Origin of the sequence: Pseudomonas sp. PDM10 (genome assembly GCF_014852295.1) — a bacterium.
GTDB lineage: Bacteria > Pseudomonadota > Gammaproteobacteria > Pseudomonadales > Pseudomonadaceae > Aquipseudomonas.
On the sequence record NZ_JACVBJ010000001.1, the window covers coordinates 1,314,888 to 1,331,937 of the forward strand.

Below are 17,050 nucleotides of genomic sequence, written 5' to 3' on the forward strand. Positions count from 1 at the left end.
TTGGCCGCAAGGCTCCTGCCGCTGTAAGGCAGGCGTTCGTCATTGAATGGCCTGGATCGGATCTTGTACTGGCTCATCCCAACCCACGTGACCTTTGGTAGGGGTCACCACTAGGAGAGGAGGCGCCATGCCAACTATTACTCTTCCCGACGGCAGTCAACGTTCATTCGATCACCCGGTATCCGTAGCCGAGGTCGCCGCATCCATTGGTGCAGGTCTGGCCAAAGCCACCGTGGCCGGCAAGGTCGATGGCAAGCTGGTCGACGCCAGCGACATCATCGGCAGCGACGCTACGCTGCAAATCATTACGCCAAAGGATGAAGAGGGGCTGGAGATCATTCGCCACTCTTGCGCCCACCTGGTTGGCCATGCGGTCAAGCAGCTGTACCCGACGGCCAAGATGGTCATCGGTCCGGTCATCGACGAAGGCTTCTATTACGACATCGCCTTCGAACGTCCTTTCACTCCGGACGACCTGGCCGCCATCGAACAGCGCATGCAGCAGCTGATCGAAAAAGATTACGACGTGATCAAGAAAGTCACTCCGCGCGCCGAAGTGATCGAAGTGTTCAAGGCCCGCGGCGAAGACTACAAGCTGCGCCTGGTCGAAGACATGCCGAACGAACAGGCCATGGGCTTGTATTATCACGAAGAATACGTCGACATGTGCCGCGGTCCGCACGTGCCGAACACGCGCTTCCTGAAATCCTTCAAGCTGACCAAGTTGTCCGGCGCCTACTGGCGTGGCGATGCCAAGAACGAGCAATTGCAGCGCGTTTATGGCACGGCATGGGCAGACAAGAAGCAGCTGGCGGCTTACATTCAGCGCATCGAAGAAGCCGAGAAGCGCGATCACCGCAAGATCGGCAAGCGTCTGGGCCTGTTCCACACCCAGGAAGAGTCGCCGGGCATGGTGTTCTGGCACCCGAACGGCTGGACTCTGTACCAGGTGCTCGAGCAATACATGCGCAAGGTTCAGCGCGACAACGGTTACCTGGAGATCAAAACTCCGCAGGTCGTTGACCGCAGCCTGTGGGAGAAGTCCGGGCATTGGGCCAACTACGCCGACAACATGTTCACCACGCAGTCGGAAAACCGCGACTACGCCATCAAGCCGATGAACTGCCCTTGCCACGTGCAAGTGTTCAACCAGGGCCTGAAAAGCTACCGTGAGTTGCCAATGCGCTTGGCCGAATTCGGTGCTTGCCATCGTAATGAGCCATCGGGTGCGCTGCACGGCATCATGCGTGTGCGTGCGTTCACTCAGGATGACGCCCACATCTTCTGCACTGAAGAGCAGATGCAGGCCGAATCCGCCGCGTTCATCAAGCTGACCATGGACGTTTATGCCGACTTTGGCTTCAAAGACGTCGAGATGAAGCTGTCCACTCGTCCGGAAAAACGCGTCGGTTCCGACGAGTTGTGGGATCGCGCCGAAGCAGCCCTGGCTGCAGCCCTTGATAGCGCTGGCCTGCCGTACGATCTGCAGCCGGGCGAGGGTGCGTTCTATGGTCCGAAGATCGAGTTCTCGCTGAAAGATTGCCTTGGCCGCGTCTGGCAGTGTGGTACCCTTCAGCTCGATTTTAACCTGCCTGTCCGTCTGGGAGCCGAATACGTCTCTGAAGACAACAGTCGCAAGCACCCGGTTATGTTGCACCGGGCGATCCTTGGCTCCTTCGAACGTTTCGTCGGAATCCTGATCGAGCACTACGAGGGTGCATTCCCCGCGTGGCTGGCTCCGACCCAGGCAGTGATCATGAATATCACTGATAAACAGGCTGATTTCGCCGCTGAGGTTGAAAAAACTCTCAACGAAAGCGGATTTCGTGCCAAGTCTGACTTGAGAAATGAAAAGATCGGCTTTAAAATCCGCGAGCATACTTTGCTCAAGGTTCCTTATCTCTTGGTTATCGGAGATCGGGAAGTCGAGATGCAGACTGTCGCTGTGCGTACTCGTGAAGGTGCTGACCTGGGCTCGATGCCCGTCGCCCAGTTCGCCGAGTTCCTCGCTCAAGCGGTTTCCCGGCGTGGTCGCCCAGATTCGGAGTAATTACTATTAAGCGTGAAATGAGACAAGATAAACGAGCTGCACCGAAGGCCCCGATCAACGAGAATATCTCGGCACGCGAGGTTCGGTTAATTGGGGCTGAAGGTGAACAGCTTGGGATTGTGTCAATTGAAGACGCGCTTCTTAAGGCTGAAGAGGCCAAACTGGATCTGGTGGAAATTTCCGCCGATGCAGTACCCCCTGTTTGCAAACTGATGGACTACGGCAAATCGATCTTCGAAAAGAAGAAGCAGATTGCCGCGGCCAAGAAAAACCAGAAGCAGATTCAGGTTAAAGAAATCAAGTTTCGTCCAGGGACGGAGGAAGGGGATTACCAGGTAAAACTGCGCAACCTGGTACGTTTCCTGAGTGATGGGGACAGGGCCAAGGTATCCTTGCGATTCCGCGGCCGTGAGATGGCCCACCAGGAGCTGGGGATGGAACTCCTCAAGCGAGTTGAAGGTGACTTGCTCGAGTACGGTTCGGTCGAACAGCATCCTAAGATGGAAGGACGCCAACTGATCATGGTCATCGCCCCGAAAAAGAAGAAGTAATCAATAGGGCACGGCAGGCCTTCTGATTATGTTTATCAACTGAATGCGGAGTATCCGAACATGCCAAAAATGAAAACTAAAAGTGGTGCTGCTAAGCGGTTTCTGAAAACTGCTAACGGTATCAAGCACAAGCACGCTTTCAAGAGCCACATCCTGACTAAAATGTCGACCAAGCGTAAGCGTCAACTGCGCGGTAGCAGCTTGCTGGCACCGTGTGACGTGGCAAAAGTCGAGCGCATGCTGCGCCTTCGTTAATTTAGTCAAGAATAGAGGAAGTAACTCATGGCTCGTGTAAAGCGTGGCGTCATTGCCCGTAAACGTCACAAAAAAATTCTGAAACTTGCTAAAGGCTACTACGGCGCTCGCTCGCGCGTATTCCGTGTTGCCAAGCAAGCGGTAATCAAGGCAGGCCAATACGCCTACCGTGACCGTCGTCAGAAAAAACGTCAGTTCCGCGCTCTGTGGATCGCTCGTATCAACGCTGGTGCACGTATCAACGGTCTGTCCTACAGCCGTTTCATCGCCGGCCTGAAAAAAGCGTCCATCGAGATCGACCGTAAGGTTCTGGCTGATCTGGCAGTGAACGAAAAAGCGGCGTTTGCTGCGATTGTCGAGAAAGCTAAAGCCACCTTGGCTTAAGTACCCCCGACAGTCACCCGGCCTCACCTCTGTGGGGTCAGGTGTTAAACGTCATAAATAGGGGAAGAGCCTTCAAGCTCTTCCCCTATTTTGTATCTGGAGTCTGTACATGGAAAACCTGGATGCGCTCGTCTCTCAAGCTCTAGAGGCTGTGCAAAGCGCTGAAGATATCAATGCCCTGGAGCAAATCCGGGTTCACTACCTTGGCAAAAAGGGTGAATTGACTCAGGTGATGAAGACCCTGGGGAATTTGCCGGCAGAAGAGCGTCCGCAAGTCGGCGCCCTGATCAACGTTGCCAAGGAGCGTGTCACAGAGGTTCTCAATGCGCGCAAGGCACTGTTTGAAGAGGCCGACCTGGCCGCCAAACTGTCCGCCGAGTCCATTGACGTGACCCTGCCTGGCCGTGGCCAGGCCTCGGGTGGTCTGCATCCGGTTACTCGCACTCTGGAACGTATCGAACAGTTCTTCACTCACATCGGCTACGGCATTGCCGAAGGCCCTGAGGTCGAAGACGACTATCACAACTTCGAAGCACTCAACATCCCAGGCCATCACCCGGCCCGGTCGATGCACGACACCTTCTATTTCAATGCCAACATGTTGCTGCGCACCCATACCTCGCCGGTACAGGTCCGCACCATGGAATCGAAACAACCGCCGATCCGCATCGTCTGCCCAGGCCGTGTGTACCGTAGCGACTCCGATATCACCCACTCGCCGATGTTCCACCAGGTCGAAGGCCTGTTGATCGACCGTGATATCAACTTCGCCGACCTGAAAGGCACCATCGAAGAGTTCCTGCGCGTGTTCTTCGAAAAAGAACTGGCCGTGCGTTTCCGTCCTTCGTACTTCCCGTTCACCGAGCCATCCGCCGAAGTCGACATGGAATGCGTGATGTGCAGCGGTAAAGGCTGCCGTGTCTGCAAGCAGACTGGCTGGCTGGAAGTCATGGGCTGCGGCATGGTTCACCCGAATGTGCTGCGCATGTCCGGGATCGACCCGGAAGAGTTTTCGGGCTTTGCCTTCGGCATGGGTGTTGAGCGTCTGGCCATGCTGCGTTACGGCGTGAACGACTTGCGTCTGTTCTTCGACAACGACTTGCGGTTCCTCGCGCAATTTCGCTAGTCGTAACGAATTCTTAGGAGAGCAGGATGAAATTCAGTGAACAATGGCTGCGTGGCTGGGTAAGCCCGCAGGTAAGTCGTGACGAGCTGGTTGCTCGTCTGTCGATGGCCGGTCTTGAGGTCGATAGCGTTACGCCGGCCGCCGGCGAATTTACCGGTGTGGTGGTGGGCGAGGTGCTGAGCACCGAGCAGCACCCGGACGCCGACAAGCTGCGCGTTTGCCAGGTCAGCAATGGCTCGGAGACTTTCCAGGTCGTTTGCGGAGCGCCGAACGTGCGCCCGGGACTGAAGATCCCGTTCGCCATGATTGGTGCTGAACTGCCAGGTGACTTCAAAATCAAGAAAGCCAAACTGCGGGGCGTTGAGTCCAACGGCATGCTGTGCTCGCAATCCGAGCTGCAAGTCGGCGAAGGCAACGATGGCCTGATGGAATTGCCGGCCGATGCGCCGGTCGGTCAGGACATTCGTGAATACCTGAGCCTGGACGACGCCAGCATCGAGGTTGACCTGACCCCGAACCGCGGCGACTGTCTGTCCCTGGCCGGTCTGGCCCGTGAAGTCGGCGCGCTCTACGCCGCCGAAGTCACCCGTCCGGTGGTTGCTGCCGTGCCAGCCGTGCATGACGAAGTGCGTTCGATCGAAGTGCTGGCGCCAGCCGCTTGCCCGCGTTACCTGGGTCGTGTGATCCGTAACGTTGACTTGTCCAAGCCAACGCCGTTGTGGATGGTCGAGCGTCTGCGTCGTGGTGACGTGCGCAGCATCGACGCTGCCGTCGACATCACCAACTACGTGATGCTGGAGCTGGGCCAACCACTGCATGCATTTGATCTCGCCGAAATCAATGGCGGCATCCGCGTGCGCATGGCTGAAGAAGGCGAGAAGCTGGTACTGCTCGACGGTCAGGAAGTCAGCCTGCGTAGCGATACGCTGGTGATTGCCGACCATACCCGCGCCTTGGCCATCGCCGGCGTCATGGGTGGCGAGCACAGCGGCGTCAATACCGCGACCACTCGCGATGTGTTCCTGGAAAGCGCGTTTTTCGATCAGATTGCTGTCGCTGGCAAGGCCCGTTCCTACGGGTTGCACACCGATGCCTCGCACCGCTACGAGCGTGGCGTGGACTGGCAACTGGCCCGTGAAGCCATGGAGCGCGCCACCGGCCTGCTGCTGGACATCACTGGCGGCGAAGCTGGCCCGATCATCGAAACCGTCAGCGAGCAGCACCTGCCGTCGATTGCACCCGTTACGCTGCGTGCGCAACGCATCACTCAGATGCTGGGTATGGAAATGGATTCGGCCGAAGTCGAGCGACTGCTCAGTGGTTTGGGTCTGAAGATTTCTGCCGATGGGGCAGGGCAGTGGCGCGTTGAAGTGCCAAGCCATCGCTTCGACATCAGCCTGGAAGTCGATCTGATCGAAGAGCTGGCTCGCCTGTATGGTTACAACCGTCTGCCGGTTCGTTACCCGCAAGCTCGTCTGGCGCCGCAGGCCAAGGCTGAAGCGCGGAGCGATCTGCCTGAGCTGCGCCGTCTGCTGGTGGCTCGTGGCTATCAGGAAGCGATCACCTACAGCTTCATCGATCCGAAACAGTTTGAGCTGTTTAATCCAGGAGTCGAACCGCTGTTGTTGGCCAACCCGATTTCGAACGACATGGCCGCCATGCGCTCGTCCTTGTGGCCGGGCCTGGTCAAGGCGCTCCAGCACAACCTGAACCGTCAACAGGATCGCGTGCGTCTGTTCGAAAGCGGCCTGCGTTTCGTCGGTCAGCTGGAAGGCCTGAAGCAAGAGCCAATGCTGGCGGGGGTTGTTTGCGGTAGTCGTCTGCCGGAAGGCTGGGCACAAGGTCGCGATGTGGTGGACTTCTTCGACGTCAAAGCCGATGTGGAAGCGGTGCTGGGCTTCGCCGGTGCACTGGATTCATTCACTTTCGTGCCGGGCAAACACCCTGCGTTGCACCCGGGTCAAACCGCGCGTATCGAACGTGAAGGTCGCTTGGTCGGTTTCGTCGGCGCTATTCACCCTGAATTGTCGAAAACTCTCGGTCTCGACCGTCCAGTCTTCGTCTTCGAGCTGGTTTTGGCCGAAGTGGCATTGGGTAAAATGCCTAAATTCCAGGAGTTATCGCGCTTTCCTGAAGTACGTCGTGATCTTGCACTAATCGCCGAAAAAGACGTCGCAGCCAGTGCCGTACTGGACGTAATCCGTGAAAATGCAGGCGAATGGCTGACAGACCTAAGGCTATTTGACGTGTATCAGGGTAAAGGCATTGATCCTGATAGAAAAAGCCTTGCAGTCGGCTTGACCTGGCAGCATCCATCGCGCACTCTTAATGACGATGAGGTGAATACCACGACGCAAAACATCCTCACCTCGCTCGAACAAAGGTTGAACGCCACGTTAAGGAAGTGACGTATGGGGGCTCTGACGAAAGCTGAGATGGCGGAACGTCTGTATGAAGAGCTGGGCCTGAATAAACGGGAGGCCAAGGAATTGGTCGAACTGTTTTTTGAAGAAATCAGGCACGCTCTTGAAGACAACGAACAAGTCAAATTGTCCGGTTTCGGCAATTTCGACCTTCGGGACAAACGCCAGCGGCCTGGCCGCAATCCGAAAACGGGTGAAGAAATCCCGATCACGGCTCGCCGTGTGGTCACCTTTCGTCCAGGGCAGAAGTTGAAGGCCCGAGTTGAGGCTTATGCTGGAACCAAGTCATAACGACGAACTTCCCGTCATCCCAGGCAAACGCTACTTCACCATTGGTGAAGTCAGCGAGCTGTGTGCGGTAAAACCACACGTGCTGCGCTACTGGGAGCAGGAGTTTCCTCAACTCAACCCCGTCAAACGCCGCGGAAACCGCCGGTATTATCAGCGACAAGACGTGCTGATGATCCGGCAGATCCGCGCGCTTCTTTACGATCAGGGGTTCACCATCGGCGGCGCACGCTTGCGTTTGTCCGGCGATGAAGCCAAAGACGACACGACCCAGTACAAGCAAATGATCCGCCAGATGATCGCCGAGTTGGAGGATGTTCTGGTGGTACTCAAGAAATAAATTCCTGCTTTTAAATACTTCCAGTTTTCAAAAGCTTGCGATATATTCTTGAGCGTTCTTCGAGAAGAGGAACGGGTTTAACGCCTAGTCGGGGCGTAGCGCAGTCCGGTAGCGCACTAGCATGGGGTGCTAGGGGTCGAGTGTTCGAATCACTCCGTCCCGACCATATAATTCAAGGGGTTGCGAGATTTTATCTCGCGACCCTTTTTTATTTTTGGTCGTTTTTACCCCCTCCCCACAAAACCACCGGCTCTGGGTGGAATTTTCGATGGATATCAAGGCGTGGCTTCTGGTTAGATCGGTGACGACGAATTCAGCTTGCCGTGTTGAAGCTCCGATTAAATTCAACTACGTCATGATGAGAGGGATTTTTGGCGAACAGGGCAGAGAGTTGCGCATTGAACGCCTCTCGCTTCTGCGCTGCGACTCCCTTGACTGCGGCATTCAACACGGGACGCATCTCATCAGCGGTGTAATCGCAGCAGTACGCTGGCGTACAGGGTTGTTGACGCCATGAGTCCTCCAGGCTGCCACTGTCGACTGGCTCGAATCCAACTTCATTGACAAGTTGCATGACGAGATTCTTATGATTTGCATCGTCACCAGCAACGGCGACTCCCAGACGGTTTTCCGCGCCTTTTGGCTTTCCAAGATTCTCTAGCGAATAAGCCAGAATATTATTGAATGCCTTGATCACCGGTCGGCCAAGCTGCTCGCTAACCCAGACGCTCTCCGTTTGACCATTTTCCAAAGCAGCGATGCGCTCGTCTCTCAGGCCTGGGTAGTAATTACTCGTGTCGATCACTGGAACCGAAGATGGCAATGCGGCCAGCAGGTTCTTAGGAAGAGCCGCCATGGCCGGTAGGGGGATGGAAACAATCACAGTATCGGCGCCGTCGAAGACATCGTTCAGATCGCAAGCAATAGCACCCACTTCCTTGGCAAAAGCGCTTACCGAGTCTTTTCCGCGAGAGTTGGCGACGCTGACCTCGTGGCCAGCAGTGACAAGCTTGCGAGCAAGGGTTCCGCCGATAGATCCAATGCCAACGATCGCGATTTTCATAATGCCTCCAGAGATTCAAAGTCCGGATACGTTAGTATCAGTACTGCAGTATCCGCAAGAACCGACGATTTAGTCTGTAACCCACCAAAAGGTAAGTATCGATGGCGCGTGACTGGGAATGTGAGAACCCTTTACGACGGCAGGCCTGGTCTGCCGCTATAAACGCTACGCTTCGCGTTTTGGAGGGCAAATGGAAAATTGTGATCATTAATGAGTTGATGGCCGCTAAAGGCCGGCCGCTTCGGTTCTCCGAACTGGAGAAGCTCATTCCCGATGTCACGCAGAAGATGCTCATTCAGCAATTGAAAGGGCTTCAGCAGGACGACATTGTTCAGCGTACCGTATACCCAGAGGTGCCGCCGCGGGTGGAGTACGCGCTAACGGTGCTGGGTCATGCACTCGGCCCGGCTATGACTGCCCTTATAGACTGGGCAGAGCTTCGTCATCAGCACGAGGCAAAGGAGACAAAGCTGTCTAGCGTTAGCGACAATGAGCTGTTGGAACGCTAGTGCGCCGTGTTGGACGTAATCAAAATGTCAGCTCGTTTCAAAGCTGATGAACTGTGGTTTCCAAACGTTAGACTTGTGACTATATGTTTATTTGGTCACGATCTGTAGGTCCTCGATAGGGTGAGTAAGCTATTTCCATGAATCAGCCATCAATATCTTCATCTTCGCCCAGCTCCCGTGGCCCAGTTGATCACGAGATTCGCGATCAAATTGTCGCAGCGGCCAACGAACACTTCAGTCAATACGGCTATGGCAAAACCACGGTTTCCGACCTGGCCAAGGCCATCGGGTTTTCCAAGGCCTACATCTACAAATTTTTTGATTCCAAGCAGGCGATCGGTGAAGCCATCTGCGCAAATTGTCTGGCAGAAATCGTCGCGGCTGTGGAGCAGGCTATCAATGTAGAAGACCTGTCGCCGACGGAGCGCTTTCGACGTTTGGTCAAAACGGTGATCGCCACAGGTGTGAATCTGTTTTTTAACGACCGAAAACTCTATGACATTGCAGCGTTCGCGGCGTCGGAAAGCTGGCCCAGTTCGCAGGTTTATGACGCACAGATCAAAAGCTTCGTGTTGCGAATCGTGCGAGAGGGGCGAGAGATTGGCGAATTTGAACGCAAGACTCCGCTGGACGAGACAGTAGAAGCGATACATCTCGCGCTACGGCCATTCGTTAACCCCTTGCTGCTGCAGTACAACCTCGATTTTGTCGAGAAGGCGCCCACGCTTACCTCCAACCTCATCTTGCGTAGCCTCATGCCTTGACCTTTGAATGCCTTCAACGACAAAGTTTCGATCGGTTTCGGTCCGACCATCAACCGTATCGGTGGTGAAATTTCCGGTATGGTGCCCAATCCGCTTAGCCTTGGTCGCAATGACGGAAAACTCAAAGCACGGGTGACGACACTGCCCTGGGTTTTAACGCCGGTATCTTGGTGCAGGCTACAGATCGACCCCGTTTGGGCGACACTCACGCGTCCGACTTGCAGGGCGCGGATTCCTGCACGCACGACGGGTTGAGGCTGCATCATCACCATTTTCAAGGCCGGGTTGTTTGGCGCTTTCTGCAAATCCGGTATCTGACATCCCAGGGCAAAGTGCAGTAACGACGACGCCGTCATTTTTCAGCTCACGATGAAGCGCATCAGAGAAGCGAAGAGCATAGGCTTTCGCGGCAGAGTAAACGCCGAAATTCTTCACGCCCAAGAAGGACAGCAAGCTTGCGACCATCAGGATTTGCCCACGTTTGCGGGCTCTCATGTCGGCGGCGAAAAAGCGTGTCAGGGCTGTCAGGCTGGCGATATCCAAATCAATCTACGCCAGGGACTCATCCAGAGGTTGATCCAGGAAAGGCCCTTGCAATCCATGACCGGCATTGTTGATGAGCGCATCGATCACTATATTGCGTTCGCGGAGTCGCTCATGCAGTTCGATGATCGCCGGGATCGAGGACAGGTCTGCTTGTTCGACTAACACTTCAACGCCGAAGCGTTCGCGCAACTGCGCCGATAGCGTTTTGCCAAATCCGCTTGATGCTCCGGTGATGAGCACCCAGGAATTCTCCTTCGATTTCATTTCGCTGTACTCCGGTTGGTTTCTATTGAGCTCGCCTGGTCAGGTCATCGTGTCGCAACAGACTGGGCTTCAGGAGGTTGCCAGCCACCACCAAGCGCTTTGAATGCCGCGACCGCCGCTCGTGCCGATTCCGTTCGCGCTTGCACCCGGGCATCGGAAGCCTGCAGCATCGTTTCGTCAGCGTGCAGGACATCGATCAGACTGGCCGTGCCTTTTTCATAGGCAATGAACGACGATTGGCGAGCTTGCGTCAGGGACGCCTCCCCCCCGCTGAGGGTGGTTGCTTGAGCTTCCCGATTTACCAGTGAGGAGAACGCGTTCTCGACATCCTCGGTGGCGCGCAGCACAGACTGACGGTAAGCGGCCAGGGTTTCGGCTTCCTGTCCCTTGGCTTGATCGATTTGGGCGTTTATGCGACCGAAGTCGAAGAGTCTCCAGCGCAGTCCCAATACGCCCGCCGACTGGCTGGCGCCGCCGGTAAAAAGGTTGCCTGCGGATACAGCCGTGGCACTGCCCAGCAATGCGCTCAGGGAGAATTTCGGGTAGTACTCAGCAACCGCCTCCCCGATGCGTGCGTTTGAGGCTGCGAGATGGCGCTCAGCAACAATGAGATCTGGCCTGCGACGCAGCAAATCGGCCGGCGTTCCCATCGCCTTTAACTGCGGCGCTACAGGAATGCTCCCCGTATTTGCCAATTGCGTGCGGTGAGTGCCTGGCGGTGTGCCGAGCATGACATCCAGCGCATTCATGGCAGCATCCAGGCCGGCCTGCAGGGCCGGTACTGTCGCTTGGACCTGCGATAGTGCCCCCTCAGTCTGACGAACCTGATAGTCGGCGGCGAGGCCCTTGCTGTAGAGCAATTGGACTTTCTCTAGTAGCCCCTGCTGCGTTTTGACTTGCCGATTCGCAATGTCCAGCCGGGTCTGCAGTCCGCGGATAGTGATGTAGATATCAGCGGTCTGCGCGGCGATGGCCAATCGTGTGGCAGCGACACCCGCCTCGCAAGCCTGGTACTCGGCCAGTGCAGCCTCGCGTTCGCGTCGCAGTCCGCCAAAGACGTCCACCTCCCAGCTGGCATCGAGGTTGGCCTCGTAGGAGCTTCCGTACCGATCATAGCCAGACGTTGAGTTCAGCACCTGGCCGAGCGGCGTCTCGATTGACTGGTAGGAGCGCGCGGCCTGTCCGCTGATGTTCCCCGAGGGCAGTAAAGCGGCATTTGCAGCACCTAGTCCGGCCCTTGCCTGCGTGACTCGCGCCGACGCCTGCGCCAGGTCCAGGTTCTGCTCAAGCGCCTTGGCGATGAAGTCGGTTAGCACTGGATCACCAAAGCCTTCCCACCAAGCTACAAGGGTGGTTGGCGTCGCTCCACGCCGCTGTTCGACAGAAGGCTGACCCAAGTAATGATCCGAAAGCGGAGCGTCTGGACGATGGTAGTCCGGACCGACCGCGCAACCTGCCAATAAGCCGGTGATGACCAAAAGAGCAATTGGACGGAGGGGAGGCATTGAGATTCCTTCAATCGAGGATATTTGTGACCATATTACGCAATAGTCACTTCCTGTCAATTGAGGTGATTTGAGCATATTTTTGGTTTTAGTCATCTATGACGGCGACTTCTTCGTTGAGCTTGAAACGCTGGATGTTCCATGAATCGTGACTGTTGACACATATGGTCACTAGACTGAGAATATGACGCCTGTCCTATTTTTTTAAGTAAGGGAACCTATGCGCCGGCTTCGACCTTTCCCCATTGCCGCTTGCTTGTTGCCTCTCGTCCTGACGGCATGTGGCGACTCATCCACTGTTGACGATCCACGCACGCATGCTCCTTTGGTGAGGCTTGGAACGGTTCAGGGTTCCTCCGACACCTCACGTTCTTTCACGGGCGTGGTGGCTGCCCGCGTCCAGGGCGACCTGGGCTTTCGGGTGTCAGGCAAGATACTTGAGCGCTTGGTCGACACTGGCCAGACCGTTAAACGTGGTCAGCCGCTGATGCGTCTTGATCCGATCGATTTGGGGTTGCAGGCGCGAGCACAGCAAGAGTCGGTCATAGCCGCTCGGGCCCGAGCCAAGCAGACAGCAGATGACGAGGCGCGATATCGCAGTCTGGTTGCCGCAGGCGCTATTTCTGCATCGGCCTACGACCAGATCAAAGCCGCAGCGGATACCGCAAAGGCGCAGCTTAGCGCCGCTGAAGCGCAGGCTGACGTTGCCCGTAATGCTTCTGGTTATGCGGTGCTGCTTGCCGATTCCGACGGCGTGGTGGTGGAGACGCTCGCCGAGCCCGGACAAGTTGTCAGCCCGGGACAGCCCGTGGTTCGACTGGCGCGGGCAGGGCAGCGCGAAGCCATCGTGCACCTGCCCGAGACGTTGCGCCCCGCAGCAGGATCCACTGCGCAGGCAACGCTTTATGGCAATACCACGGACGCTGTTACAGCGAAGCTGAGGCTGCTGTCTGACTCGGCCGACCGCATGACACGCACCTTCGAGGCGCGGTATGTGCTTGAGGGAGCTCTGGCCAATGCGCCGATAGGTTCGACCGTCACGCTTCGGATCACTGAAGGCACCACGCAAGGGCAGGGGCTGCAAGTACCGATCGCTGCCGTTTATGACCCAGGCCAAGGCACTGGCGTGTGGGTCATCGCCGGTACACCGGCGAAGGTGGCCTGGCGACCTGTACAAGTCCTGGGTTTGAGCGACGACACAGTGCGAGTCGCGGGCGACCTCAAAGTCGGCGAGCAGATCGTAGCGTTAGGCGCACATCTGTTGCGCGAAGGCGAAGAGGTGAGATTGCCTCAACAGGATGACGAAAAAGTTGCCGGGGGGCGTCCATGAGCGAGGGTCGCTTCAATCTTTCCGCGATCGCCGTTCGTGAACGATCTATTACGGTGTTTCTGATCTTCCTGATTGCCGTTGCAGGCACCCTGGCGTTCTTCAAGCTGGGGCGTGCGGAAGATCCTCCGTTTACGGTCAAGCAGTTGACGGTCATTACCGCGTGGCCGGGCGCCACGGCGCAGGAGATGCAGGACCAGGTAGCAGAGCCACTTGAAAAACGCCTGCAAGAACTGAAATGGTACGACCGCACGGAAACCTACACCCGTCCTGGTCTCGCTTTCACGATGGTGTCGTTGTTGGATCGCACGCCACCCTCACAGGTGCAGGAAGAGTTTTATCAGGCGCGCAAAAAGCTCGACGACGAAGCCACCAAGCTACCGGCGGGTGTGATCGGGCCATTGGTCAACGACGAGTATTCGGACGTGACGTTTGCGCTTTTTGCCCTCAAAGCCAAAGGCGAGCCGCAGCGACTGTTGGTGCGTGATGCTGAGTCGTTGCGCCAACAACTGTTGCATGTGCCGGGCGTGAAGAAGGTCAACATCATCGGTGAGCAAGCCGAGCGCATTTTTGTGTCCTTCTCCCATGACCGACTGGCCACCTTGGGCGTTTCTCCCCAGGACATCTTCACCGCGCTGAACAGCCAGAACGTGCTCACACCCGCCGGTTCCATCGAAACCAACGGGCCGCAGGTTTTCCTGCGGGTGGATGGCGCTTTCGATAAATTGGAGAAAATTCGTGACACGCCCCTGGCGATTCAGGGGCGCACGTTGAAGCTCTCGGACGTGGCGACGGTTGAACGAGGCTACGAAGACCCTGCCACCTTCCTGGTCCGCAATAACGGCGAAGAGGCTTTGTTGCTAGGGGTCATAATGCGCGAGGGCTGGAATGGCCTGGACCTGGGCAAGGCGCTGGACGCCGAGACGGCGAAGATAAATGAAGGCATGCCGCTGGGCATGACGCTGACCAAGGTCACTGATCAAGCCGTGAACATTGACTCGGCCGTTGGCGAGTTCATGGTCAAATTTTTTGTCGCGCTGCTTGTGGTGATGCTTGTTTGCTTTCTCAGCATGGGCTGGCGGGTAGGCCTCGTGGTCGCAGCGGCGGTACCGTTGACGCTGGCGATCGTGTTTGTGGTGATGGCGGCCACCGGAAAGAACTTTGACCGTATTACCCTCGGCTCGTTGATTCTGGCGCTGGGACTGCTGGTGGACGACGCGATCATTGCTATCGAAATGATGGTGGTGAAAATGGAAGAGGGCTACGACCGAATCAAAGCTTCCGCGTATGCCTGGAGTCATACGGCCGCGCCAATGCTCTCCGGTACACTGGTAACGGCGATTGGCTTCATGCCCAACGGTTTCGCCCAGTCCACTGCCGGCGAGTACACCAGCAACATGTTCTGGATCGTCGGCATTGCTTTGATCGCTTCCTGGGTCGTCGCGGTGGCTTTCACCCCTTACCTGGGAGTGAAGTTATTGCCAGACATCAAGAAGGTCGAGGGTGGGCATGCGGCTATCTACAACACCCCCCGTTACAACCGCTTCCGCCGGGTTCTGACACGCGTCATCGCCCGCAAATGGCTGGTGGCTGGCACGGTTATCACGCTGTTTTTCGTGGCAGTTCTGGGCATGAGCCTGGTGAAGAAGCAGTTCTTCCCGACCTCGGACCGTCCCGAGGTGATGGTCGAGGTGCAAATGCCCTACGGAACCTCCATCGCGCAGACCAGTGCCACCGCTGCAAAGGTCGAGGCCTGGCTGAAAAAGCAGGAAGAGGCAAAAATCGTCACGGCCTATATTGGGCAGGGCGCGCCGCGTTTCTTCCTGGCGATGGCGCCAGAACTGCCCGATCCATCGTTCGCCAAGATCGTGGTGCTGACGGACAGTCAGGAGGCACGTGAAACCCTCAAGTTCCGTCTTCGCGAAGCGGTCGCTGCAGGGCTCGCCCCAGAGGCCCGAGTCAGGGCAACTCAAATTGTGTTTGGTCCGTATTCGCCATTCCCGGTGGCCTACCGGGTGATGGGGCCTGACCCGACGAAGCTGCGCGAGATTGCGGGTCGTGTACAAGATGTCATGCAAGCCAGCCCGATGATGAGGACGGTCAACAGCGACTGGGGCCCTCTGACGCCGACGCTGCATTTCAACTTGGATCAGGATCGCTTGCAGGCGGTTGGACTGACATCCAGTGCAGTCGCCCAGCAGTTGCAATTCCTGCTGGCCGGCGTGCCGATCACGGCGGTTCGTGAAGACATTCGTTCAGTGCAGGTGGTGGGTCGCGCCGCGGGTGACATCCGGCTCGATCCCGCCCGGATTGAAGGCTTCACATTGGTGGGCGTGGCGGGTCAGCGTATCCCGCTGTCCCAGGTCGGAGAGGTGGATGTGCGTATGGAGGATCCGATCCTCAGGCGCCGTGACCGCACACCGACTATCACCGTGCGCGGCGATATTGCCGAAGGCCTTCAGCCGCCCGATGTATCGGGTGTGATCGTCAAGCAACTGCAGCCGATTATCGACACGCTGCCTGGCGGGTATCGGATCGAGCAGGCGGGTGCGATCGAGGAATCGGGCAAGGCCGGCCAGGCGATAGTGCCGCTGGTTCCCATCATGATTGCCTTGACGCTGTTGATCATCATTGTCCAGGTGCGTTCGATCTCGGCAATGATCATGGTGTTCTTCACCTCGCCGCTGGGATTGATTGGCGTGGTGCCGACGCTACTGATCTTCCAGCAGCCGTTTGGAATCAACGCCCTGGTCGGGCTGATCGCGCTGTCGGGCATCTTGATGCGCAACACGCTGATTCTGATCGGGCAGATCCATCACAACGCCCAAGAAGGCTTGGACCCGTTTCACGCAGTGGTCGAAGCCACGGTACAGCGTGCCCGCCCGGTACTGCTGACAGCACTCGCGGCAATTCTGGCGTTCATCCCGCTGACCCATTCCGTCTTCTGGGGGACGCTGGCCTACACGCTGATCGGAGGCACGTTAGTCGGCACCATCATGACGCTGGTGTTCCTGCCGGCGATGTACGCCATCTGGTTCAAGATCCGTCCTGACTCGTTGGCGGTCAGCGACTCGAGTTCTTTGATGGTGATTTTGGCCATAAAGGGGATTTACCCCCACAAAAACGTCGGCTCTTGATGGACGTTACTGGACTCTCACAGTCAGCGACGAATCTACCTATCCGAACACGTCATGGCCAGTGAGCCCGTCTTCAGCTTCACCGGTCCACAACGCAAAATGGTATCGGCGATTCAGCGGATGATTTACGTGGCGAAGTTGTCGGCGAATCGGGGGGGGGGATTATCGGTATCCGCAGGAGTCGGTGAGGGTGGGGGTGAAAAATGACTATCTCGATTTTCCATTCGCAACCTGATGGATGACGCTGGGGCCGGAACTGTCACCGGCCACCTTCGTGGTACTGCTGGAAAACTCAAAAGCCCCGGAGAGGATTGGATCTAACCTAGATCAACAGTAAACGACTGTTTTTAAGCGAATTTTTTGTTTTTTATCTTCCCAGGCGAAGCGAAAGTTGATAAATTTCCGCGCATCTTGCAGAGGCCCTTACAGGGCTTCTAGCGTAAGGACGCAGCATCTCGATGTTGCTCGCAAGCTGCAAAATCAGGAATAGAGTGCTGGGCACTCGTAGCAACAGATAC

At 56.7% G+C, this 17,050-nt stretch carries 14 protein-coding genes, 1 tRNA gene and 2 pseudogenes; 14 read left to right on the forward strand and 3 right to left on the reverse strand.

What is annotated here, in order from left to right; all coding sequences use genetic code 11:
- Positions 1-127: 127 nt before the first annotated feature.
- From thrS to IB252_RS06380, 9 genes are all read left to right on the forward strand, one after another.
- Complete coding sequence (gene thrS, locus IB252_RS06340) at positions 128-2,050, forward strand: threonine--tRNA ligase (protein ID WP_008145656.1); 1,923 nt, start codon at positions 128-130, stop codon at positions 2,048-2,050.
- A complete protein-coding gene (gene infC, locus IB252_RS06345) occupies positions 2,050-2,601 on the forward strand; it encodes a translation initiation factor IF-3 (RefSeq protein ID WP_169857083.1) in 552 nt (183 codons plus the stop codon). The genes thrS and infC overlap by 1 nt, the downstream gene beginning before the upstream one ends.
- A 60-nt stretch (positions 2,602-2,661) precedes the next feature.
- Entirely contained in the window at positions 2,662-2,856 is a 195-nt protein-coding gene (gene rpmI, locus IB252_RS06350) for a 50S ribosomal protein L35 (protein ID WP_008145659.1), read from the forward strand.
- A gap of 27 nt (positions 2,857-2,883) precedes the next feature.
- A complete protein-coding gene (gene rplT, locus IB252_RS06355) occupies positions 2,884-3,240 on the forward strand; it encodes a 50S ribosomal protein L20 (protein ID WP_007905879.1) in 357 nt (118 codons plus the stop codon).
- 109 nt (positions 3,241-3,349) lie between these two features.
- Positions 3,350-4,366: a phenylalanine--tRNA ligase subunit alpha gene (pheS, locus tag IB252_RS06360; RefSeq protein ID WP_111452651.1), complete on the forward strand. Its 1,017-nt coding sequence runs from the start codon at positions 3,350-3,352 to the stop codon at positions 4,364-4,366.
- A 26-nt stretch (positions 4,367-4,392) separates the two neighbouring features.
- The gene (pheT, locus tag IB252_RS06365) at positions 4,393-6,774 is read left to right on the forward strand and encodes a phenylalanine--tRNA ligase subunit beta (RefSeq protein ID WP_192407506.1); all 2,382 of its coding nucleotides are present in this window, start codon (positions 4,393-4,395) and stop codon (positions 6,772-6,774) included.
- A gap of 3 nt (positions 6,775-6,777) precedes the next feature.
- Positions 6,778-7,080: an integration host factor subunit alpha gene (gene ihfA, locus IB252_RS06370; RefSeq protein WP_002553164.1), complete on the forward strand. Its 303-nt coding sequence runs from the start codon at positions 6,778-6,780 to the stop codon at positions 7,078-7,080.
- A complete protein-coding gene (locus IB252_RS06375) occupies positions 7,061-7,417 on the forward strand; it encodes a MerR family transcriptional regulator (RefSeq protein WP_003179985.1) in 357 nt (118 codons plus the stop codon). The genes ihfA and IB252_RS06375 overlap by 20 nt, the downstream gene beginning before the upstream one ends.
- Before the next feature lie 89 nt (positions 7,418-7,506).
- A tRNA-Pro gene (locus tag IB252_RS06380) sits at positions 7,507-7,583 on the forward strand.
- 147 nt (positions 7,584-7,730) lie between these two features.
- On the opposite strand, the gene IB252_RS06385 is transcribed toward IB252_RS06380, so the two are convergent.
- Positions 7,731-8,480, reverse strand: a complete 750-nt coding sequence (locus tag IB252_RS06385; protein WP_192407508.1) for an NADPH-dependent F420 reductase — start codon at positions 8,478-8,480, stop codon at positions 7,731-7,733.
- Positions 8,481-8,581: 101 nt separating this feature from the next.
- On the opposite strand from IB252_RS06385, the gene IB252_RS06390 reads away from it, so the two are divergent.
- The 3 genes and pseudogenes from IB252_RS06390 to IB252_RS06400 all read left to right on the forward strand — a co-directional run.
- On the forward strand, positions 8,582-8,989 hold the full coding sequence (locus tag IB252_RS06390; RefSeq protein WP_192407510.1) for a winged helix-turn-helix transcriptional regulator: 408 nt from the start codon (positions 8,582-8,584) through the stop codon (positions 8,987-8,989).
- A gap of 137 nt (positions 8,990-9,126) precedes the next feature.
- On the forward strand, positions 9,127-9,753 hold the full coding sequence (locus tag IB252_RS06395) for a TetR/AcrR family transcriptional regulator (RefSeq protein ID WP_192407512.1): 627 nt from the start codon (positions 9,127-9,129) through the stop codon (positions 9,751-9,753).
- 9 nt (positions 9,754-9,762) lie between these two features.
- Positions 9,763-9,968, forward strand: a pseudogene (locus IB252_RS06400) (outer membrane protein transport protein); the annotation flags it as partial.
- Here the strand turns inward: IB252_RS06400 and IB252_RS06405 are convergent.
- Together IB252_RS06405 and IB252_RS06410 are read right to left on the reverse strand one after the other, a co-directional pair.
- A pseudogene (locus IB252_RS06405) lies at positions 9,954-10,563 on the reverse strand (SDR family NAD(P)-dependent oxidoreductase); the annotation flags it as partial. The pseudogenes IB252_RS06400 and IB252_RS06405 sit on opposite strands and share 15 nt — an antisense overlap.
- 44 nt (positions 10,564-10,607) lie before the next feature.
- Positions 10,608-12,068 (reverse strand): efflux transporter outer membrane subunit, encoded by a 1,461-nt coding sequence (locus tag IB252_RS06410; RefSeq protein WP_192407610.1) that lies wholly within the window; start codon positions 12,066-12,068, stop codon positions 10,608-10,610.
- Positions 12,069-12,288: 220 nt separating this feature from the next.
- Here IB252_RS06410 and IB252_RS06415 point away from each other — a divergent pair, with 220 nt between their 5' ends.
- Positions 12,289-13,398, forward strand: coding sequence for an efflux RND transporter periplasmic adaptor subunit (locus tag IB252_RS06415; RefSeq protein ID WP_192407514.1), 1,110 nt, complete (start codon positions 12,289-12,291; stop codon positions 13,396-13,398).
- Complete coding sequence (locus IB252_RS06420; protein WP_225607281.1) at positions 13,395-16,532, forward strand: efflux RND transporter permease subunit; 3,138 nt, start codon at positions 13,395-13,397, stop codon at positions 16,530-16,532. The genes IB252_RS06415 and IB252_RS06420 overlap by 4 nt, the downstream gene beginning before the upstream one ends.
- The last annotated feature ends 518 nt before the right edge of the window (positions 16,533-17,050 follow it).